Here is a 21978-nt window from a genome sequence, read left to right as displayed (position 1 = left end):
TAGAAAGTAAAAGCCCTAAGCATTATTGTTTAGGGCTTTTTTGCACAAAACTTACATAAACTTAATAAATTTTAGGTACACTCATTACAAAATAAATAAAAAGAGCGTGCCATGGATGAGTTTTTAGGAATAGTAGGTTTATTTGCATTTGCAATAATGGCTGGTGCACTTTGCGGTATTATAGCAATCGCACAACTTAGTAATTTAAAACAAGAAATTGCTCAATTAAAAGCAAAAATACTCAGTTTAGAATTAGCTAACAACGCACAAAGCCACAATGAAGGGGCCGATAAAAGCACCGATTGCTCTACAGCTCAACATGCGGACACGGCTCAAGCAAATAGCAATAAGGCGACTTTTAATCAAGTTAGTCTTAATCAGCCTAATCAACCTCATGGGCAGGAAAAAACGGCAACTTCAGCAATAAAGTCTTCCGCTAGTGTTTCTGTTAGTAAACATAAGCAAAGCAGTAAAAATCTCAAACCCACACTTGTTACTTCCCTTTTTAAAAAGCTGCGCAGTGACTTTGAACATAACTGGATGACCTGGATAGGCGCAGTCGCATTGGCATTAGGCGGCATATTTTTAGCAAAGTACAGTTTAGAGGCGGGCTTGCTCTCTGTTGCGATGCGCTTAACCCTAGGCGGATTATTTGGTGGCGGCTTAATTGCAACCGCGGCTTACATGCATTACAAAAATAGTGTATTCGAAGGGTTTAATAACTATATACCTGCAGCGCTTGCCAGTGGCGGTTTTATTACGTGCTTTGCACTGACCTTATTAGCGTATAGCAGCTATAGCATGATCAGCCCCTTAACAGCCTTTGTTGTACTTGGAATTATTGCCATAAGTGCGAGCGCTATGGCAATAATGCTTGGCCCGGTATTAGCTGTACTAGGCATTATTGGTGCTTATTGTGTCCCCGTGCTGGTTAATACTGGCAGCAATAATTTATTTGCACTTTATATGTACATTGGTTTTATTAGCTTATCAGCTGCGTTGGTGGCGCATAAAGTACAGCGTGCATGGTTGTGGTATCTACTGTGGGCGGGGCATTTAGGCTGGTATATCGTTGGCTTTACCATAGCTAACAGCAGCACCATTTGGCTTATGGGCACATATGGGTTATTAAGTGTTATTGGTTTAATTGCCGTGCCACGCTTAGGGTTAAAGCTTGCGATGGTTGAAACGCGCCCACATAGTTTAAAGCGTTTGATAAACGTACTCCCCAGTCACCCTTTAATGCTTGCCTGTATTACCCCTTTGTTACTGGCTATGCTTTTTGATAGTGATAACTATCTACAATGGCAAATAATAAATGCATTAAGCATATTAACCTTGCTGTTTTTAGTGCTTAAAAATAGCCGTTGGGATTTATGGCAGGGGGCAGCGTTAATTGCTGCTGCACTAATACTACTAAGCACGCCGTCCTATTACATTGATTTTTCAGACTCACTATTTATATTTAAACACCCATATGGTGGCGCTCTATTCTTAGGTTTAGCGCTCAGTGCTTATGGGCTTTATTTTGGTATTAAGTGGGCACCTAAACGCTTGGCTTTTCATATTACGGCCTCGTTTAGCATATTTATAATCATTGCTACTTTGTACGCTATCATCCCAAACCATGCTTTGACCACGGCCTATCCATTGTGGGCAGTAATATTACTTATAAGTAGCGCCATTTTAATTAAGTGCGCAATGAGCGGTGCCACTCTTTTTCAACGCTTTACTTATTGGGTGGGGGCAAATGCTAACATTACGCTTGCTATCACTATGCTATTTAATGACAGCGGGCTGACCATTGCATTGGCTATACAAGTTTTACTTATTAGTGTGTTAATAAAGCGCTATCGAGTGCCAATGCCACATTGGCCAATTAAAGCGTTAGTGGCTGCTTTATTACTGCGCTTAACACTTGCACCATGGACACCAAGTTACGACGCCCTAACTATATTTAATCTTCATTGGAGTATTATTGTTTATCCATTGTGTACTGCATTGTTTTTAGCTGCTGCTAAATGCTTTCAAACATCACAATTAAAAATATGGTTAGAAGGTGCCGCACTGCATTGCTTGGCGCTATTTATTACCACCGAAACCAGTTATCAACTGGTAGGGCACTATCCAGATTTTGGCTCATTGAGCTTTTACGAACAAGCTTTACTAACGTGTAATTGGCTTGCGCTTGGCTGTGTATATTTACACCGTGCTCGTATTGCCGGTAGCTTAGCCAAGTTATACCAAGTTGCGGGCATAGCATTAGCTAGTGCTGCGGGTATTACTACTTTGAGCACCTTACTCAATGCCAACCCATTTTTAAACTCTATTTATATTGGTGAATATAGCGTCTTTAATTGGCTATTTTTGCTTTGGTTAGTCCCTGCAGGTCTAGTACTTTGGCTTTATACTTTAATTAAACCGCTGTATACAAAAGCAGCGCCATTTATACTCACCGTAGCGGGTGTGTTGAGTGTGTTTGCAATTAATGGCTTTATTCGTCAATTTTGGCTGGGGCCTTATATTTACTTATCAAAAGGGGTAAGTAATGCAGAGCTTTATAGTTATTCAATTATTTGGCTTCTACTCGGTGCAGGGACAGTTATATTGGGGCACCTTAAAAAGCAGTTACTCATTCAAAAAATAGGCTTAGGGATACTCGCAGCTGTTATTGTTAAAGTATTTTTAGTGGATATGGCAAATTTAACAGGGCTTTTAAAAGCGCTCTCGTTTATTGGTTTAGGGCTTTCGTTAGTGGGGCTGAGCTGGTTATTTCAAAAGCTCAGAAGCCACGCAAACCAAGCTTAAAGTAGCGTTTAGTTATAAACAAAAGCCCAGTAATTTACTGGGCTTTGTTTTAGCTAAACTTAAGTACTGTGATTAAGCAGTGCTTTTAATTTACCAGGCTTAATAGGTTTACTTAAGTAATGAATATTAGCGGCTTTGGTTTCTTGTTTTAGCTCTGTGTCGCGCACAGCAGTAATTAATATGGCAGGTACTTCGCATTGCCATGTATCACGCAGTGTTTTTATCAGCGTAATACCATCGTAATCATTGCCTAATTGGTAATCCATTAAAATAACATCGGGTGCTGCATGCTGCTTGGCATGCTCAAGTACGTTATCAACATTGTCAAACAAGGTGTAATTTGCTTGCCATTTTTTAAGTAAACTGGCCATTGCGGCTAAGTTTTCAGGGTCATCATCTACCGCTACTATATTAATTGTAGCGCGGTTTTCTACTAAGCTGTTGGCTTTTACTTTTTGTTGTACAAACTGCGTATCACCATAAGGTACTTCAATACTAAAGCGGCTCCCTTTCCCAGGCTCTGAGTGCACATCAAGCTCTAAGCTTAGTAAATCAGCCATGCGCTTTACAACGCCAAGTCCTAAACCTACGCCTTTGTTATCGCCGGCCTCAATTCGGTAAAAATCGTTAAATATTTTAGCTTGTTCTATTTCGCTAATACCTGGGCCTGTGTCCCATACTTCTATGCGTAAATTATGTTTACGGTTTCTGCACGCTATTAATACTCGTCCTGTTTCGGTGTATTTAACCGCATTAGACACCAAGTTTTGTATAATTCGGCGCAAATAGGTAATGTCGCTATGAACAATTTGCGCCTTTGAGCGAACCGTGAGTTTTAAACCTTTATCGCTTGATAAAATAGCGTACTCGCTTTGCAGCGGCATAAGTATATCGTTTATGCAAAAATGCCGCGGGGTTGGGGTCATTGCGCCTTGCTCTAACTTAGCAATTTCTAGTAAAGCTGACATTAAATGTACGGTTGAATCTAAACTGTGACCAAGCTTATTAAAGCTATTTTGGTTAGTTGTATCGAGCTGCTTTTCATCTATGGCTGCAAGGTACAAACGCGCTGCGTTAAGGGGTTGTAAAATATCGTGGCTTGCCAGTGCTAAAAATCGCGTTTTACTATCGTTGGCTTGTTCTGCTTCGCGCTTGGCTAAGGTAAGTGCTTGCTCTGTTTTTACTCGGCTATCTATTTGTGCTTGTAAGTCTTTATTAATAGTTTGTACTTCTAGGGTGCGCGCTTCAATGCGGTTTTCAAGATCCATATTGATCTCTTCAAGCGCATTTTGTGTGCTTATATGGTTTGTAATATCTGAAAAACTCGTTACAAAGCCGCCATCGGGTAGGGGGTTACCTATCATTTCGTACACTTGGCCATTACGACGGTGGCGAATAAAGTGATGCGAGCTGCCATTTTTTAAATGCTGAACGCGCTTTTCTACTTGGCGCTCTATTTCGCCGGGGCCACATTCACCGCGTACGGCGTTGTACCTTATAATATCTTCTATTGGTTGGCCCACTTCTAAAAAGCCGTCAGGGTAGCCAAACATTTGGCTGTAGCGCTTATTCCATGCCACTAACTTTAAATCTTTATCGACCACCGAAATACCATGGCTTAAATTTTCGAGCGAGGTATACAACAGATTTTGGTTAAACTGCAGCGCTTGTGTGGTTTCGTCAAAAAAGTTAACTACCTCCTCAAACGCCATACGCTTACCCGATGAAACCGTACGTATTAGCGCCTGCGCCGACGACGCCCCTAACACCCCAGTTAACGCACGTTCGCAGTAGGCTATAAATTCGGGTTCGGGGTGGGCATTATTGTCACTTAGCTGATGCGAAAGTGAAAAGTGCGCCAGTACTTGTTGGCTGCGCTGAATACCTAAAAAGGTTTGCAGTAAAATTTTAAAGTCGTAAACCGTGGCTTTAACATTTTTGTTTAAGCGGCGCGATAAAATAGCCTGGTCTTTAGGGTTAACAAATGCAGCGGCCTGAATTTTATCTATCAAGCGCTCTTCTGCCCCTAACGAAAAGCTAATATAACAACCAATGTTAGCAAATAAGGCAATCAGAGTGCCGCGTGTAATAAGTGTTTGCTGAAGCTCGCTATCAAGTGCGCTGCCAGCATCTAAAATTGGCATCATTAAAAATAATACCCAACAAATAAAACCCGCCAATAGCCCTGCATATACACCATAAGCATGGCCTTTACGCCAGTAAAGTCCGCCTACAATAGCGGGGAGCAACTGCGTTACTAACGAAAAAGCCACCAGCCCCATACTGGCCAGTGCACTACCATGGCCAAACCATTGCTGATAAAAATAAGCCAATATAAGTATGCCAGCAATGGTAAAGCGCCTGACTAATAATATTTGCGACTTATAACTGCTGGTAATTAAGTTGCGCTTAAATTTACGGCGTAGCATAAGCGGCAGTACTACATCGTTAGAGATCATGGTGCTCAGCGTAAGTGTAGCCACCACTATCATGGCGGTTGCAGCAGAAAGCCCACCAATAAATACAAAGGTACTTAAAAAAGCTTGGTCATGAATAAGCGGTAGCGCTAGTACAAAGCTGTCGGGTGAAAAACTGCTACCTATACTTGGGTGAATGGCGGCAGTCGCAATAGGGATTATCATTGCGGCGGTGAGTAATAAATACAGCGGGAAAGCCCAGCGAGCAGTAAATAAATGGCGTTTGTCTTGGTTATCTACCACGGTGACATGAAATTGTCGTGGTAAACAAATTATTGCTGCGGCAGCCATAAGTGACTGACCAATAAAATTAAAACTAAAAAAGTTAAAGTTGCCCCAGTGTTGCCAAATCGACTCTGTGACTTTATTGCCGCTAAGGGTAGGTAAATTAAATAAGGTGTATAACGCTAAGCCAGCTACGGCAATAAGCGCAATAAGCTTGATCATAGACTCAAAGGCAACTGCTAGCATAAGCCCTGAGCGATATTCAGTAACATCTACCTTACGGGTACCAAAAAATATAGCAAATAGCGCCATTATTAATGTGGCGGTTAGAGTGAGCATTTCGCCAGATATTTGATTGCTGTTTTGCAAAAGCAAAAAGCTGGTACTCAGTGCTTTTAACTGCAGTGCAATGTAGGGAATTGTCGCAAGCAGTGCAATAACGGTGACTAATATGGCACTGGTTTGGCGCTTACCGTAACGGGCAGAAATAAAATCGGCAATGGTGGTAATGTTTTGTTTTTTACTGACCAATACCAGTTTGCGTAAAAAGCCTTGGCCAAACAAAAATAACAATGAAGGCCCGAGCAAAATGGGTAAATAGCTCCAACTACTGGTGGCTGCGGTACCAACCGACCCATAGTACGTCCACGAGGTACAATAAATCCCTAACGATAGCGAATACACAAAAGGATGATGGCTAATCCGTTTAGCAAGAGGTGTTGTTTTATCGCCCCAATTAGCAAGCCAAAACAGCACCCCAATATAGCCCAGTGCTACAAAAATCAGTACAGCAGTCATGTTGTTATTAAACCTTATTATTTACACCCACACACAATACCAGAGATAACTTTAAGTGTGCGTGCACAATTTTATGCAAACTTTTAACGTTATTTTTAAAGTGCTGATTTTAATAGGTTATTTTTATTATTGGTGGTTTGTTAGACTAATGTCGCATTTTTGCACAAATATACTTAAGCTTTGTCGTTATTGGCCTTTGTTAAAATTTAAGTAATTGAAAAGAAAGTGTTATTTGTGTTTTCGGTGGTGCTGCATCTGCAGTTTACGTAAACGTTAACAGGCTGTTACGACTATGGTCTCACTTCACTCTTCCCGCCGCGTTGCTAAATTAATAACCGACTATAAAAAAACCACTCATTGCAATTATGCAATGCTTAAAGGGGAAAATAAAAATGGCTTTTAAAGATGAAGAACAAGCAAAAGCTTATTGGGCAGAAAACATTTCACTACTGTTTAAGTTACTAGCAGTGTGGTTTGTGGTCTCGTTTGGCTTTGGCATATTACTGGTAGATGTACTGAATGAAGTACGTTTTTTTGGGTTTAAACTTGGCTTCTGGTTTTCACAACAGGGCGCTATTTACACCTTTGTAGCTTTGATTTTTGTTTACGTTTTCAAAATGAACACGTTAGATAAAAAATACGGCGTAGACGAATAGGAGCTAGGTAATGGATGTTCAAACACTCACATTTATAATTGTTGGTTTAAGTTTTGCGCTTTATATCGGCATTGCAATTTGGGCACGTGCAGGCTCAACAAATGAGTTTTACGTGGCAGGTGGCGGCGTACCTCCGCTGGCCAATGGTATGGCGACCGCAGCCGATTGGATGAGCGCAGCGTCGTTTATTTCAATGGCGGGTATTATTTCGTTTGCAGGTTACGATGGCGGTGTTTACTTAATGGGGTGGACTGGCGGCTATGTATTACTCGCTATGTGTTTAGCGCCTTATTTACGTAAATTTGGCAAATTCACTGTACCTGACTTTATAGGTGATCGTTATTACTCACAAACAGCACGCGTTGTGGCTATTTTGTGTGCCATTTTTATTTGCTTTACTTACATTGCTGGACAAATGCGTGGCGTAGGTGTGGTATTTTCGCGCTTTTTAGAAGTAGAAATTGAAACTGGTGTTTACATTGGAATGGTGATTGTATTCTTTTATGCGGTACTTGGCGGCATGAAAGGCATTACCTATACGCAAGTAGCGCAGTACTGTGTGCTTGTATTTGCCTACCTTGTGCCCGCTATCTTTATTTCAATGATGATGACCGGCCACTTCTTTCCGCAAACCGGTTTTGGTGCCACATTAAGTGATGGCTCGGGCATGTATGTACTTGATAAGCTAGACGGTTTAAGCGCAGAGCTAGGCTTTGCACAATACACCGAAGGCTCTAAAAGCATGATTGATGTATTTGCTATTACCGGCGCTTTAATGGTCGGTACTGCGGGTTTACCGCATGTAATTGTTCGCTTTTTCACTGTACCTCGCGTTAAAGATACTCGTATTTCAGCAGCGTGGACACTGGTATTTATTGCCATTGTTTACACCACAGCCCCAGCGGTTGCCTCGTTTGCTCGCGTAAATATGATCGACACCATTAACGGTAAAGACGGTAGCGGTACAGAATACGCACAAGCTCCAGCGTGGATCAAAAACTGGGAACGTACAGGCCTAATTACCTTTAATGATAAAAATGGCGACGGCAAAATGTTTTATACGGCCGGTAAAGTAGAAGATCCAAATAGCGCAAACGAAGTAAAAGTAGACCGCGATATTATGGTACTGGCTAACCCTGAAATTGCCGACTTACCAGCATGGGTAATTGCATTAGTTGCAGCGGGCGGTATTGCAGCTGCGCTTTCGACTACTGCAGGTTTATTGCTGGTTATTTCAACCTCTGTATCGCACGATTTACTCAAGCGAACACTTAAGCCTGATATAAGCGATAAACAAGAGCTATTGGCTGCAAGGTTAGCCGCCATGATAGCTATTGTTATATCGGCTTACTTTGGAATTAACCCGCCTGGGTTTGTTGCATCGGTGGTTGCCTTTGCCTTTGGTTTAGCGGCAGCGAGTTTCTTCCCAGCAATTATTATGGGGATATTCTCTAAAACAATGAATAAAGAAGGTGCAATTGCTGGCATGGTAACGGGTATTGGTTTTACCGCCGCGTATATTATCTTCTTTAAGTTTGTAAGCCCTGAGCTCAATAGCCCAGAAAATTGGTTCTTAGGTATTTCACCAGAGGGAATTGGTTTAGTAGGTATGGTCATCAACTTTGTGGTTGCAGCACTTGTACTTAAATTAACAAAATCGACTCCGCTTGAAATACAACAAATGGTAGAAGGTATTCGTAATCCTAAAGGGTCAGGTGAAGCCCACGCTCACTAATGCGCTAAGCCTACCTAAAAATAAAGTAACAAAAGCCCGACTTTAGTCGGGCTTTTTATTTGTTCAAATAATGAGTACATTAGATTTCGTGTATACTTTTTAAGAGTACAGCAATGAATGTAGAGCAGCAGGAAGTTGCCCAGTTTGTGTGTATGCAGGCACCATTTAGCATGCTACACGACAGTGCATGTGAGTATTTTGTAAGTCATATTGATAGTGTTTATTTAACCCGAGAAAACCAAACGCAATGGCTGCAAACGCAATCCCCTAAGCTATTTTTAATTCGCTCAGGTTTATATGACCTAGTGGATGCAAAAGGTGACGTAGTAAAACGTTTAGCCCAAGGTGATTACTTTGGTTACCCTTCTTTGTTAACAGGAGAGGCGATTCAAAACAGGCTGCAGGTACAAAAAGAGGGCATAGTGTATATGCTCTCCCAAGAGCACTTTGACTTTTTACGCCGCGAATATAAACCGTTTGAGCAATATTTTGTACGCGCGCACGCCAATCGTTTACTTTCATCGCACTATAAAAGTAAAAATGATAGCTGGTCTGAGCGCAGAATATCAGAGCTCATGACCCGCACTGCAATTACCCTTGCGCCCGATGCAAGCATTAGACAAACCGCTAAAAAAATGAAAAAACACGGTGTATCATCAATTATGATCACCGAACACGCCATTCTGGTTGGTGTTGTGACCGACCGAGATTTGCGTAACCGCGTACTGGCTGATGAAGTAAACCCACAAAATGCGGTTAGCACTATAATGAGTGTAAAGCCTAAGTTTATATTCGAAAACAATCGGGTATTTTCTGCTTTGCATTTAATGCTTAAATACAATATTCATCATTTACCCGTGCTCGACGAAAACCATAAACCACTGGGTATGCTTACCAGTACCGATTTACTGCGCCAGCAAAAAAGCGACCCCGTGCAGCTTATTGGCCGTATTTATAAAGCCCACAGCATTGCCGATTTAAAACGTTATGCAGGCGAAATCCCTGAGTTACTGCGTAGTTTTTCGTACAACATAGAAGACATATCGCTAATTGGTAAATTGCTCAGCGGCTTAACCGATGCGCTCACCTCGCGCCTTATTCATTTATTTCAAGAAGAAAATGGCGCAGCACCGACCAGCTTTTGCTTTATATGTTTTGGCTCGCAAGCACGGGAGGAGCAAACCCTACATTCAGATCAAGACAACGGGCTATTACTCCCAGATGATTTAAGCGAGCAGCACCAAGCTTACTTTAAACACATGGGGGAGTTTGTATGCGAGCAGCTAGTAGAGTGTGGCATTAGGCGTTGCCCCGGTAATATTATGGCCAGCAGTGATGAGTGCAGAATGAGCGTGAGTAAGTGGTGCGAGCGCTTTTTTAAATGGATAAAAAGTCCAACGCCTAACGCCATGCTTAACTGCAAAATATTTTTTGATTTGCGCTTTATAGAAGGCTCCAATGCGTTATACAGCGGCTTTTGCGAGCAGTTAAACAGAATATCGCGCGATGAATTATTTTATGCTGCTATGGCAACCGACATAAGAGCCAGTTCAGTGCCTATTGGCTTATTTAATAAACTTAAAACGCAAAAAAGCGACAACAACCATAAGTACATTGATTTAAAAAAACGTGGTGTGGTGATCATTAACGACATAGTCCGTTTATATGCGTTAAAAGCTGGCATAAAACGCGCCAATACCCAAGAGCGTTTAGATGCTTTACTTAAGCATACACTACTAAATAAAGACGATATTTATAATTTAAAAGATTGTTGGCGATTTTTAACTCAATTGCGTTTTAGTACACAAATAAACGAAGAAGGTTTACCAAGTAACTGCATAAACCCCGATAAATTAAGTTCATTAGAGCGTCATCAGCTTAAAGAGGCTTTTTATTTAGTCAAACAAGCCCAGCAAGCCGCCGCATTTAAATTTGCCCGCGGCAGCTTGTAATTAGGGGGAAGATGTATGGTAAAAAAACTACTTAGCCAATACTTAAAAAGGCGAAATTTATTAAGCCAAAATGCACTAACACAGCGCTATTTAGTGATTGATTTAGAGCTTACCGGCCTTGATGTAAACCAGCATGAAATTGTCTCGATAGCTTGGGTAAAAATAGATAACCAATGTATAAAAATAAGTGAGTCGCAGCATTTAATAAATAAAGATGTAAAAAGCCTAGAGCAAAGCCCTGTTTTTCATGGCATTGTTGAAGATACCGTTGCTAAAGGGCAAAGCTTGCACTCTATATTAACGCAGCTAAGCCGTGATTTTAATGACCATATTTTGGTTTTTCATAACGCCATTCTGGATTGGGGCTTTTTAAAAGCTGCCCTTAAAAACGCCAATATAAGTGCGCAACCAAAGCTAATACTCGACACCCTCCACATAGAAAAAAAGCGCCTTACTTGCCAAGGCGCAGAAATAAAACAAGATGATTTAACCCTAAGTGCGTGTCGCACACGTTATGAGTTACCAAGTTATCATTGCCATAACGCACTAACAGACGCACAAGCCACCGCCGAATTACTACTCGCACAATGCCATCAAATAAATCGTGGTAAAGAGGTCAAAGTAGGTGAGTTAACCTAGGTTGGCTGCAGGCGCGACTTTATGACGCGCGAGGTAAACTCCCGCCTACAATAAAGAGCTGTTTACTTTTATTGTTATCCGTATGACTATAGGTACAACTATAAAGTCTTTATTTAACTAATCACCTCAAGGAACGGCATGAAACTCATTACCGCTATTGTTTTATTCTTTGTGCCACTTATCACTTTTGCTAATTCGAGCTTACCAGCCAATCGTCATATCTCAGTGCAAGGCACTGGAGAGGTATTAGTTGAGCCTGATATGGCTAAAATACTATTTAAGGTGAATAGCGTTAAAAATGAGCCGAAAGCTGCCAATAATGCGCTTGAGAATAAAGTGAAGTTATTAATAGATGGGCTTAATCAATTTGAAATAAGCGCCGATGACGTAGTTGCCTCAAATGTAAAAATTGAAAAAACAGGGATGGACTATATTGAAACAGGGGATCAGGCCCTTAGCGAATACGCAGCGATAAGAACGTTTGAAGTAACGCTAAACAGTATTGAGCGTGTGAGTGACTTAACAGATTTTTTATTGAACCAAGAAGTAAATGCCATTCAAAATATTGCGTTCTTATCTTCAAAATTTGAGCAACTACAAGCGCAAGCCACACAGCTAGCAATTGAAGATGCAAAAATAAAAGCGGATTTACTTGCTGATTCATTCAACGCAAAAGTAGGTGAAGTACGCACTATTAGCTCAACTAAAAACAGCTATGACAGTGGTTTTAGTACAGCCATAACCAAAATGCACAGGTCGCAGCAAGATAATAACTCTTTTCCTCAAATACGTAGTAATGATTTACATGCAACAATAAGCTTTAAATCATCCATAAACGTAGTGTTTGATTTAGAAATAACTGATTAAATTAAAATTTTCATTCCAAATACATTTTCGTACTGTAAGCTAGCTTTACGTTTTTGATTAATTTGAGGTAGTAATACTATGAGCAATGAAAGCAACACATTAAAAGTACAAACAGAGGCAAAAGTAGCAGCAGGGCGAAAAGGTAATCCTGATTTTATGAAAGGCGTTGATGAAACCATTGCGCAGGCAAAAGCGTTTCAAGAAGGGGAAAACGCACTTAATTTAGAGCAAAATGCCCCACGCTTTGAACTGCCTAACCAGCTCGGTGAGCAAGTTTTATTAGACGAGCTACTTAAAAAAGGGCCTGTGGTTATTACTTTTTATCGTGGTAGTTGGTGTCCATACTGTAATTTACAGCTAAAAGCGCTTCAATCACGCTTACCTGAAATTCACGCATTAGGCGCACAGCTGGTGGCTATTAGCCCGCAAGTGCCCGATGGCTCAATGAGCGAAAGCGAAATAAGTAACATGGATTTTATCGTGCTGAGTGACCAAAATGCAGATGTAGCAGCAAGCTATGGCGTAGCGTGGAAAGTTCCTGCATTTTTACTAGAGCATATGCGTGTAGACCGCGGCCTTGATTTAGAGTCACTTAATAACGGCAATGGCAGTATTTTACCTATTCCTGCAACCTTTGTTTTAAATAGTGAAGGCAGGGTAACGTGGCGTTATGTTGATGTTGATTACCGTACACGCTCAGAGCCACAAGATATAGTTAATGCTTTAAAAGCACTGTAGTAAGCAATAGAGTAAGCTTGCTTTATACCCAAAAGTAGCCAAGGTAATTAGCTACTTTTGGGTTAATTTAAAAGCTTTAAATACTGCTTATTTAAACGTGGCTGGCATTTTAACAGCGACTACTTCACCTTTTACGCAAATAACGTTATGTGTAGATAAAGTAATATCAACAATTACTTTGTTATCTTTTACTTGGCTAAACTCGCCTACGAGCTCTAGTCGTTTATCTATAGGTGTTGGCGCTAAATAATTAATATTTAAGGCCGCTGTAACAAAGCGAATGGTAGGGTCGCTGCCAATAGTTAAGTTATTTTTATAATGGACAACGGCTGCTGCGCTCCCTGTGCCATGGCAATCAATAAGAGAGGCCAATAAGCCACCATACACAAACCTAGGAATAGCGGTGTGGTAAGGCTTAGGCGTAAAGTGAGCTATTGTTTTACTTCCCTCAAAGTTATCTAACCAGTAGCTTTTAAGCTGATGCCCTTCGGGGTTGTTTTTACCGCACCCATAACAATGGCTTAAGCTTTGTATGTAGCAGTCTTGAAAAGCGATTTTACTCATATATTGCTCTTTTAGAGATAAAGGCTTTAAATTGCTGAGGTAGGTATTTTATTAGCAAACTCAAAGCCTTGTTGAAAGTAAAACTAACAAGTAGCTCTTAGGTCGTCGATCACTTTGCCGTCATCGTTTAAAGTGCCGGGGCTCACAAGTTCAACACTGCCATTTAACTTTGTATATAGCTTTAGGTTTTCTGTTAGTGTGTTTTGCAGTGTTTTTGTGTCTATATCATTGGCGCTTGTACTTAGCTCACATAAAAGGTGCATTTGATCGTTATGGCTTTCACTTGTAACATTAAGCCTGACTTTAGCAATGCCGCTAACACTTAACCTAACGCGCTCCACTTGCTCGGGATGGACAAACATACCTTTAATTTTGGTTGTCTGATCTGCTCGTCCCATCCAGCCTTTTATGCGTAAATTTGTACGCCCACATGTACTTTGCCCTGATTTAATAGCAGATAAGTCACCTGTAGCGAAGCGAATTAAAGGGTAGTCATGGTTGAAGCTGGTTACAACGACCTCACCCACCTCGCCATCGGCTACTGGCTCTAGACTGCCAGGGCGAACAATTTCTACGATAAGGTCTTCAGCAATAATTAAACCATCATCTGCAATGCTTTCGTAAGCAATTAAGCCTACATCTGCGCTGGCATAAGCTTGTAATGTATTAATACCTGCTGCTGTAAACTCATCACGAAGTGTTTTAGGTAAAGCCTCACCGGTGACTAATGCTTTAGTAATACTGCTTATATCGCGCTTTTGCTGCTGAGCTTTGTTTAATAAAATTTTTAAAAAAGAGGGAGTGCCGCAGTAGCCTTGAGGTTTTAGTCCTTCAATGGTGTCGAGTTGTTGTTCGGTTTGCCCAGGCCCTGCGGGTATTACAATACAGCCACAGGCGCGAGCTCCCGAATCTAGTATGAACCCACCAGGCGTTAAATGGTACGACAAGCAGTTTTGCACCTTATCGTGCTCTCTAAAACCAGCTGCGTAAAATGCTTGGCCCATTCTCCACCAGTCATTTTCACAGTTTTCGGGGTCGTTAATAGGGCCGGGCGATTGAAACAGCCGACTAATATGCCCTTGTTCTGAGTTTAACCCCGCTAACGGCGATGCTGTTTTTTGTAAGCTAATGAGTGATGATTTTCTGGTAATGGGCAGTGTGGCCAATTGTTCCCGATTAGTTATTTTATCCGCAGTAATATTGGCTAATATATTTTTGTAATAGGGACTGTTTTGTTTTGCATATGAAATAAAGCTAGGCAATTTTGTGAATAAATCGTGTTCTCGGCTTATATGCGATTGGCTTTCTTTTGGATTAAATAAGTTAGTCATAAGGGGCTCCGAAGTCATGCTAAAAAGTAAATTTATTTAAATTGTTTTTATTACAGCCAGCGCTTTCTGCGTTTATAAGACTTTAAATCTTTAAAGCTTTTACGGTCTTCGTTTCCACCTCCTAAGTAAAACTCTTTAACATCCTCGTTATTCATGAGCTGCTCTTGTGTTCCGTCTAATACCACTTTTCCAGACTCCATAATATAGCCATAATTAGCAGCACGCAGCGCGTAATTAGCGTTTTGCTCCACTAAAAACATAGTGATGCCTTGCTCTTCATTTATTTTTTTTATTATCGCGAATACTTCTTTAACAAGTAGAGGGGATAGCCCCATTGATGGCTCATCTAGGCAAATCATTTTTGGCCTAGCCATTAATGCCCGGCCTATTGCTAGCATTTGCTGTTCACCGCCAGATAAATAGCCGGCTAAACCTGTGCGCTCTTTCAAACGCGGAAAGTAGTGATAAACCATGTCAATATCTTGGTTTATTTGCGAGTCTCTTCTAGTAAATGCACCTAGCTTTAAGTTTTCTAAAGATGTCATATCTTCAATAATACGACGCCCCTCCATTACTTGAAATAAACCGCTGCGCACTACATCTTCTGCATTTTTAGAATCTATGCGCTCGCCCATAAAAGTAATGTCACCTTTAGTTACTTCACCGTTTTCGGTTTTAAGTAATCCAGAAATAGCTTTAAGTGTTGTTGATTTACCGGCTCCATTTGGGCCTAATAAAGTAACAATCTCTCCCTCTGGTACATCTAAGCTAACGCCTCTGAGTACCTGAATAACTTCATCGTATACAACTTCTATATTATTTACGGTTAAAATGGGTGAGGCGGGCTCTAATTTTTTTGCTGCTGATGACATACACGCTCCGTAATTATTTAGTTTTGTAGGTTGGTTGCAAAAAACCTTTGGGGTCTTTGCAACCAATTTTTGTATTTATTAGTAGCCTAACCAATCGTCACGGCGTTCAAGTGTTACTACCGATACTTTTTCAGCAGTTACATTGCCTTTGTTGTAATTGCCTTTGTATATGTTTACTTGGTTTACGCCACGGTGATCGTCTTTACTCCAGTTGGCAGCTAAGCACACACCTTCAAGCCCTTTAGGGACCCAGTTCTTTTTAACGTACATGCCTTTTTTAATGTTTTCACCGGTTATACCGCCGTTTTCTTTTGCCCATTCCATTGCTTCTTTCATGTAAAACGTTGAACAAACACCGCGCACATAATGGTGAACGCGCTGCTCTTTTCCTGATGGATCGGATTGTTTTGATATTTCTCTCACCAACTTCATGCCAGGTGTTTCATCTTCCCAAAAAGGGGTCATAGTAGGGAAAATATAATCTTTAATGCCTTCACCCGCTGCATTGAATATTTTTTTGTCTCCTCCCCAAATATTCGACATGAATTGAATATCGGTTCCCACGGTATTACACGATTTAACCAACGAAAGTACAGAGCCACCTAAGTTACCAATGTAGCCGTAATTAGAACCTGAACTTTTTAAACTTAAACATTGCGCTTTAAAATCGCCTGGTTTCATTGAAATCACGATTGCAGGTTGTACATCAAAACCGAGCTCAGTTGCGTATTCTGCACAGGCTTCTTTAGGTGCATTAGGAAATGGATGATTTGCGCCGAGGTGAGTAAATTTAGGTTTACCTTTACCGCCTTTATTCTTCCAATCTTCAGCTGCCCATTGAACAAGTCCACGGCAAGAGTCTGAGTATGAAGCGCCATAAAAAAAGTTATAAGGCGCTGGTTTTTTAGTGTGTGGGTTTTTGCCTGTCGGGTCGGTTAAATGTCCAGAGTAAGACGCTGAGAATACGGGGACTTCGTCTCTGGCTACAAACGAAATTAGCGCTTCTGTATCTGCGGTACCCCAGCCTTGCATTGCGACCATTTTTTTACGCGAATACCATTTTTTATAAGATGCAATGGCCTGTGGTACCTTATAGGCGTAATCAATAGTTTCAGACTCTAATCGAGTGCCATTAATGCCGCCATTTTCATTAATATAAGCAAGTGAGTCTCGTACTCCGTCAGCATAGTTTTTACCAACAAATGAGGTAGGCCCTGACATATCAGCTAAGTGACCTACAAACACAGAGTCTTGAGCAATAACATGGTTACTCATGGCTAATGAGCAACATACAAATACAGAACTAAGTTTTAATTTATTGTGCATGATAATTTCCTTTTCATTTTTTGGCTGTGTTGCCAATGAGCTTGTTGTTGTCGTGTAATTTATTAGTAAGAAAACGGGTAAAATTTCCAATAGTTTTTAATTTGTGCCCAGCGATGCGCCATGCCTTCAGGTTCAAAAATTAAAAATAAAATAATGACGAGGCCAATAGCCATTTCTTTAATGTAAGCAAGGCCATCAACCACCATAGGAATATTGCCCCAATCCGTCATTTTCATTAACCCAACGCCGCTTTCTAACACTTCAGGTAAAAACACCATAAATACAACACCCATAAGGGTGCCTTTAATAGAGCCTAAGCCACCAATGATGATCATCGCTAGAAATTGAATCGACATGAATAATGTAAATCCTTCAGCTGAAACGTAGCCTAGGTAATGCGCATATAACGCACCGCCAATACCCGCATAGAAAGATGAAACTCCAAATGACAGCAAACGGTACTTGTTAAGTTTTATTCCCATAATTTCTGCTGATAGGTAGTGATCTCTTACTGCAATAAAGGCGCGACCTTCTCGGCTGCGCATTAGGTTACAGCCCCAGATATACATAAAAACAAGGGCAAATAGCGCAATGTAAAAAAAGCTTTGGTCGGTATTAAACACAAAGCCAAAAATAGAGACTGGGTCGGCTGATGAGCCAGCTGAGCCACCAGTGAACCATTGGGCACGAGCAAAAAAATCTTCGAGAATAAACTGGGCGGCTAAAGTGGCAATTGCTAAATAAAGCCCTTTAATACGCGAAGCGGGAAGGCCAAATAGCATGCCAACCAACATAGTTAAAAAGCCTGCGATAGGGATACACAATAAAACAGGGATCCCAAAGGACATATTCAGCCAAGCTGAGGCAAACGCACCAAAGCCAAAAAATGCGCCATGGCCTAATGATATTTGACCCGTATAACCGACTAAAATATTAAGGCCCAGTGCCGCAATGCCTAAATATGAAATTTGAATAAACAGCGTTAAAAAGTATGCATCGACCAAAAATGGTGCGCAGCATAGTAGTGCAATGGCAATAATAGCTACGTTGCGAATGGTTTTAGTTTCGTAAATGGTATTGTCTTGTTTGTAACTGGTTCTAAAGTCGCCACACGGGCGCATAGTTAAGCTAGACATAATAAAATCCTAGTTTTTATAATTTATGTTTAAGTGCATTGCGCTGTATTTTTTCAGCGCATCGCTAAATGTAAGCTCTTAAATTCGTTCAATATCTTTAGTTCCAAATAAACCGTAAGGTTTAAACCAAAGTATGATGAGAAGGACGTAAAACGGCGCTATGTCGTACATGTTGCCAACATGAAGGTATTGGCTATCAAAAAACTCAGCTAAGTTTTCCAGCACTCCAATTGTTAAGCCACCCACAATTGCACCTACAATCGAGTCGAGGCCACCTAAAATAACGGCTGGGAACACTTTAATCCCCATCATTGATAGAGAACTTGAAACCCCGTTAACCATCCCTATTACAATACCGGCTGTTGCTGATACCGTTGCCGCAATGCCCCAGCTCATAGCAAACACTTGTTTAACGGAAATACCTAAGCTTTGTGCAATTTGCTGATTAAATGCAGTGGCTCGCATAGCGAGACCATATTTTGAATGTTTAAAAAAGAGGTAAAATGCAACCATAATAATTAAGGCGATAACCGTACTCATTAAGTAGGCTGACTCAATATTTAGGCCAAAAATTTGAATGCTTTGCGCATCAAATACCTGCGGGTAACTTTGCGCTGATACTCCAAAGATCCATTTCATCAATGCTTGGAAAAAGATAGATAAACCAATTGTGACCATAATGACTGAAATAATTGGCTCGCCAATCATAGGGCGTAATACAATCATTTGAATTAAAATACCAAAGGCTGCCATAAACGCCATTGTGAGCAAAAAGCCAACAATAAAGGGGAGTTCTAAATATATAAGCACGCTCCAGCACACCCAGGCACCTACAAGTAAAAATTCGCCCTGTGCAAAATTTACAATTTGTGTCGACTTATAAACTAAAACAAAACACATACCGACGACGCCATACAGCAGGCCGACAATAAGCCCATTAATGATTAACTGAATGAGTAATTCAAAGTTCATGATGCTCTCCGTTGTGCTTCAGTGTGAGTGTTTGCCACGGGAGTGACTGTGGGAGTACTAATAAGAGATTGGATTTTAAGTTGCGTTTGAATGCGTGTTTTAGTGCCATCTTGAAATACAACAAGGGTATCAACATCAACTATATTTTGATCTTGGTATATCGCATCTATGATATCGCCATACTTTTGGGCAATAACGCTGCGTCTTACTTTACGCGTACGTGTAAGCTCTCCATCATCTGCATCAAGTTCTTTATAAAGCAGTAAAAACTTATGTATTTTTTGAGCGTCAGGAAGCGATTCATTAACACGTTGTATTTCTTCACTGAGCTTTTTATAAACTTCAGGGTGGGTAGATAAGTTAGTGTAATTTGTGAATGAGTAGCCGTGTTGTTCTGCCCATTTAGCAACGATACTAAAACGAATACAAATGATGGCTGATAAATAAGGTTTGTTTTTACCTAATATGACGGCTTCGCCAATAAATGACGAAAACTTCAATTTATTCTCAATGTATTGCGGTGAGTATTGAACGCCGTTACTTGTACATGCTAAGTCTTTTATTCGATCGATAACAACCAAATGTCCTGAAGGCTTAAAGTAGCCAGCATCGCCTGTTTGCATCCATCCATCTTTTACATCTTCGTTGTATGCATCTTGATTATTAAGGTAGCCGGTAAACATACCCACTGTTTTTGCAACAATTTCGCCAACACCGGCTTCATCTTCGTTAATAACTTTTACTTGCGCATTATCAAACGCAAAGCCAACGCTATCGTAATCAACATCGTTTTGATGATGAATTGTATAAGCGCCGCACATTTCTGTTTGCCCATAAAGTTGCCTTAACGGCACACCAATGGTTTGAAAAAACCTAAACGTGTCTGGGCCCATTGCGGCTCCGCCGGTTGCTGCCGATTTTAAATATGAAAAGCCGAGTCTGTCTCTAAGCGCTCTCATTAAAATAAGCTCTGCAAACCACGATTTTTTACCTTTAAGCTGGCTTTTTTCGGCAATGCTCATGGCAAAAGAAAATAGTTTTCTTTTTAATGGTGTTGAGTCCATCATCCGAGCTTGAACATCTGCTAATATTCCTTCCCATACTCGTGGGGCAAGTAATACGAAGCTTGGGCCTATTTCTCTAAGATCAGACATTAATGTTTGTTGCTCTTCAACAAAGTTAACTATTTGACGTGCAATAAGTGCTTGGCCAACAGCATAAACTTGCTCCATTATCCAAGGCAGAGGTAATACCGATACGTAGTTATCGCCTGGATGGCGTGGATCTGCTCTTAAGTAAGCGCTGCAATGTTTAACAAAATTACCACCGTTGAGTAGTGCTATTTTAGGCTTTGAAGTAGTGCCTGATGTTGTGCAGTAAATTGCTATGTCGTCTGGGGAGGTTGCTTCAATTAGTTGTGGGTAGCGATTAGGTTCACTGTTATCTATGGTTTGGCCAAGTGTATACAGTGAATTTACGTCAATTAAGCGCTCATCGTTGTATTTGCGCATGCCTCTAGGGTCGCAGTAAACAATAAATTTTACGTGTGAAATTTCATCGCCAAGTTCGAGTAATTTATCGCACTGTTCTTCATCTTCAGCTATTACAACCGTGGCATGACTACTTTGGAGTAAGTAGGCCACTTCCTCATGCATTGAATCTTGATAAATACCTAAAGAGTGGCATCGCATTGCGTGTGCAGCTACTTCTCCCCACACCCATTCAGGGCGATTATCGCCAAGCAAGGCAATTGCATCACCTTTATTTGTACCTTTATCTAGCAATGCAAGTGTGAGCCACTTTACTCGGTTGTTATAATCTTCCCATGTAAATTCATTCCATATACCAAATTCTTTTTCTCGCATGGCTGTTTCATGAGGCCATTGCTGGGCATTAAACTGTAATATTTTAGGAAAGGTATTGAGTTCGGCCATTTCAAAATCATTAATTGAATCATGGTGAGTCATTAGCTTACTTCCTCTAATGTGTTAACTTCTTCAGGTTCGCTATCGGCTTCTTCGAGTCCTAAATAGGCACGTTTTACGTATGGGTCTGCCATTACTTGTTCTGGTTTGGCACAAATTAAGTTTTTACCAAAATCTAAAACCATTACTTCATGGGAAATATCCATCACCACGCCCATGTCGTGTTCAATCATGACAACGGTGATCCCAAACTCTTCATTAAGGTCAAGAATGTACCTAGCCATATCTTCTTTTTCTTCTAGGTTCATGCCTGCCATTGGCTCGTCAAGTAGAATAAGTTTAGGATTGAGGGCCATTGCCCTTGCAAGCTCTACGCGTTTGCGTAAGCCATAAGACAGGGTGCCTGCTATGGATTTTCGGATGTGGGATATTTCTAAAAAGTCGATGACTTCTTCAACTTTCCGTCTGTGTTTAAGTTCTTCTTTTTGCGCACCGGATGCCCAATATAATGGACCCGTTAGCCAATTATTTTTTAATAAGTGATGACGGCCAACCATAATGTTGTCTAATACCGACATATGACCAAATAAAGCGAGGTTTTGAAATGTTCGACCCATGCCTAAATCGGCGCGGTCGTTTGGCTGCAAACTAGTTACGTTTTTATTATTAAAAAAAATATTACCGCTATTAGGGGTATAGCGCCCTGAAATACAATTTAACATTGAGGTTTTACCGGCCCCATTAGGGCCAATAATTGAAAAAACAGACCCTTCTTTTACAGAAAAGCTCACATCGGTTAAGGCTTTAACCCCACCAAAAGCAAGTGATATGTTTTCTACATTAAGTATTAAAGCTGTCATAGCTGCTCTCCAAATTTTTCGGATTGACTGTCTCTAATGTAAAAAGGGGAGGAGAGTATTCTCCTCCCAAACGTAACATTGGTTGGGAGTGTTACGC

General features: G+C 40.8%; 16 protein-coding genes. 7 read left to right on the top strand and 9 right to left on the bottom strand.

Going from position 1 to position 21978, the window contains the following annotated elements; genetic code table 11:
- Window positions 1–111: 111 nt before the first annotated feature.
- Window positions 112–2808, top strand: a complete 2697-nt coding sequence (locus QUE46_RS13220) for a DUF2339 domain-containing protein (protein ID WP_286245146.1) — start codon at window positions 112–114, stop codon at window positions 2806–2808.
- Between the two features lie 59 nt (window positions 2809–2867).
- On the opposite strand, the gene QUE46_RS13215 is transcribed toward QUE46_RS13220, so the two are convergent.
- Window positions 2868–6308, bottom strand: coding sequence for a PAS-domain containing protein (locus QUE46_RS13215; protein ID WP_286245145.1), 3441 nt, complete (start codon window positions 6306–6308; stop codon window positions 2868–2870).
- 392 nt (window positions 6309–6700) lie between these two features.
- Between QUE46_RS13215 and QUE46_RS13210 the strand changes: the two genes are divergently transcribed.
- The 6 genes from QUE46_RS13210 (at window position 6701) to QUE46_RS13185 (ending at window position 12895) form a co-directional block, all read left to right on the top strand.
- Window positions 6701–6964 carry a DUF4212 domain-containing protein gene (locus QUE46_RS13210; protein WP_004586074.1) on the top strand — a complete coding sequence of 88 codons (264 nt, stop codon included), beginning with the start codon at window positions 6701–6703 and terminating at the stop codon, window positions 6962–6964.
- A gap of 10 nt (window positions 6965–6974) precedes the next feature.
- The gene (locus tag QUE46_RS13205) at window positions 6975–8699 is read left to right on the top strand and encodes a sodium:solute symporter family protein (RefSeq protein ID WP_286245144.1); all 1725 of its coding nucleotides are present in this window, start codon (window positions 6975–6977) and stop codon (window positions 8697–8699) included.
- A 113-nt stretch (window positions 8700–8812) separates the two neighbouring features.
- Entirely contained in the window at window positions 8813–10651 is a 1839-nt protein-coding gene (locus QUE46_RS13200) for a DUF294 nucleotidyltransferase-like domain-containing protein (RefSeq protein WP_286245143.1), read from the top strand.
- A gap of 15 nt (window positions 10652–10666) precedes the next feature.
- A complete protein-coding gene (locus tag QUE46_RS13195; RefSeq protein WP_286245142.1) occupies window positions 10667–11290 on the top strand; it encodes a 3'-5' exonuclease in 624 nt (207 codons plus the stop codon).
- 138 nt (window positions 11291–11428) lie between these two features.
- The gene (locus tag QUE46_RS13190; RefSeq protein ID WP_286245141.1) at window positions 11429–12157 is read left to right on the top strand and encodes an SIMPL domain-containing protein; all 729 of its coding nucleotides are present in this window, start codon (window positions 11429–11431) and stop codon (window positions 12155–12157) included.
- 78 nt (window positions 12158–12235) lie between these two features.
- A complete protein-coding gene (locus tag QUE46_RS13185) occupies window positions 12236–12895 on the top strand; it encodes a peroxiredoxin-like family protein (RefSeq protein WP_286245140.1) in 660 nt (219 codons plus the stop codon).
- An 87-nt stretch (window positions 12896–12982) separates the two neighbouring features.
- Here the strand turns inward: QUE46_RS13185 and QUE46_RS13180 are convergent, their stop codons facing one another.
- From QUE46_RS13180 to QUE46_RS13145, 8 genes are all read right to left on the bottom strand, one after another.
- Entirely contained in the window at window positions 12983–13459 is a 477-nt protein-coding gene (locus QUE46_RS13180) for a PaaI family thioesterase (RefSeq protein WP_286245139.1), read from the bottom strand.
- Window positions 13460–13542: 83 nt separating this feature from the next.
- On the bottom strand, window positions 13543–14790 hold the full coding sequence (locus QUE46_RS13175) for a phenylacetate--CoA ligase family protein (protein ID WP_286245138.1): 1248 nt from the start codon (window positions 14788–14790) through the stop codon (window positions 13543–13545).
- Window positions 14791–14840: 50 nt separating this feature from the next.
- Entirely contained in the window at window positions 14841–15623 is a 783-nt protein-coding gene (locus QUE46_RS13170) for an ATP-binding cassette domain-containing protein (RefSeq protein WP_033018992.1), read from the bottom strand.
- 117 nt (window positions 15624–15740) lie between these two features.
- Window positions 15741–16988, bottom strand: coding sequence for an ABC transporter substrate-binding protein (locus QUE46_RS13165; RefSeq protein ID WP_286245137.1), 1248 nt, complete (start codon window positions 16986–16988; stop codon window positions 15741–15743).
- Window positions 16989–17050: 62 nt separating this feature from the next.
- On the bottom strand, window positions 17051–18124 hold the full coding sequence (locus tag QUE46_RS13160; protein WP_089348523.1) for a branched-chain amino acid ABC transporter permease: 1074 nt from the start codon (window positions 18122–18124) through the stop codon (window positions 17051–17053).
- Window positions 18125–18202: 78 nt separating this feature from the next.
- Window positions 18203–19096, bottom strand: coding sequence for a branched-chain amino acid ABC transporter permease (locus QUE46_RS13155; RefSeq protein WP_006791860.1), 894 nt, complete (start codon window positions 19094–19096; stop codon window positions 18203–18205).
- Window positions 19093–21063, bottom strand: coding sequence for a long-chain fatty acid--CoA ligase (locus tag QUE46_RS13150; protein ID WP_286245136.1), 1971 nt, complete (start codon window positions 21061–21063; stop codon window positions 19093–19095). Before QUE46_RS13150 ends, QUE46_RS13155 begins: the two co-directional genes overlap by 4 nt.
- Window positions 21063–21881, bottom strand: coding sequence for an ABC transporter ATP-binding protein (locus tag QUE46_RS13145; RefSeq protein ID WP_286245135.1), 819 nt, complete (start codon window positions 21879–21881; stop codon window positions 21063–21065). The genes QUE46_RS13150 and QUE46_RS13145 overlap by 1 nt, the downstream gene beginning before the upstream one ends.
- Window positions 21882–21978 lie beyond the last annotated feature (97 nt).

It is taken from the genome of Pseudoalteromonas sp. MM1, from assembly GCF_030296835.1.
Classification (GTDB): domain Bacteria; phylum Pseudomonadota; class Gammaproteobacteria; order Enterobacterales; family Alteromonadaceae; genus Pseudoalteromonas.
This window is presented reverse-complemented; position numbering and strand designations above follow the sequence as displayed.

Excerpts from the sequence above, each read along its gene's own strand:
- QUE46_RS13190 (WP_286245141.1), top strand. The coding sequence starts at position 11,429 with ATGAAACTCATTACCGCTATTGTTTTATTCTTTGTGCCACTTATCACT.
- QUE46_RS13215 (WP_286245145.1), bottom strand. The coding sequence starts at position 6,308 with ATGACTGCTGTACTGATTTTTGTAGCACTGGGCTATATTGGGGTGCTG.
- QUE46_RS13165 (WP_286245137.1), bottom strand. The coding sequence starts at position 16,988 with ATGCACAATAAATTAAAACTTAGTTCTGTATTTGTATGTTGCTCATTA.
- QUE46_RS13150 (WP_286245136.1), bottom strand. The coding sequence starts at position 21,063 with ATGACTCACCATGATTCAATTAATGATTTTGAAATGGCCGAACTCAAT.
- QUE46_RS13155 (WP_006791860.1), bottom strand. The coding sequence starts at position 19,096 with ATGAACTTTGAATTACTCATTCAGTTAATCATTAATGGGCTTATTGTC.
- QUE46_RS13145 (WP_286245135.1), bottom strand. The coding sequence starts at position 21,881 with ATGACAGCTTTAATACTTAATGTAGAAAACATATCACTTGCTTTTGGT.
- QUE46_RS13205 (WP_286245144.1), top strand. The coding sequence starts at position 6,975 with ATGGATGTTCAAACACTCACATTTATAATTGTTGGTTTAAGTTTTGCG.
- QUE46_RS13175 (WP_286245138.1), bottom strand. The coding sequence starts at position 14,790 with ATGACTAACTTATTTAATCCAAAAGAAAGCCAATCGCATATAAGCCGA.
- QUE46_RS13200 (WP_286245143.1), top strand. The coding sequence starts at position 8,813 with ATGAATGTAGAGCAGCAGGAAGTTGCCCAGTTTGTGTGTATGCAGGCA.
- QUE46_RS13185 (WP_286245140.1), top strand. The coding sequence starts at position 12,236 with ATGAGCAATGAAAGCAACACATTAAAAGTACAAACAGAGGCAAAAGTA.
- QUE46_RS13195 (WP_286245142.1), top strand. The coding sequence starts at position 10,667 with ATGGTAAAAAAACTACTTAGCCAATACTTAAAAAGGCGAAATTTATTA.
- QUE46_RS13210 (WP_004586074.1), top strand. The coding sequence starts at position 6,701 with ATGGCTTTTAAAGATGAAGAACAAGCAAAAGCTTATTGGGCAGAAAAC.
- QUE46_RS13160 (WP_089348523.1), bottom strand. The coding sequence starts at position 18,124 with ATGTCTAGCTTAACTATGCGCCCGTGTGGCGACTTTAGAACCAGTTAC.
- QUE46_RS13220 (WP_286245146.1), top strand. The coding sequence starts at position 112 with ATGGATGAGTTTTTAGGAATAGTAGGTTTATTTGCATTTGCAATAATG.
- QUE46_RS13180 (WP_286245139.1), bottom strand. The coding sequence starts at position 13,459 with ATGAGTAAAATCGCTTTTCAAGACTGCTACATACAAAGCTTAAGCCAT.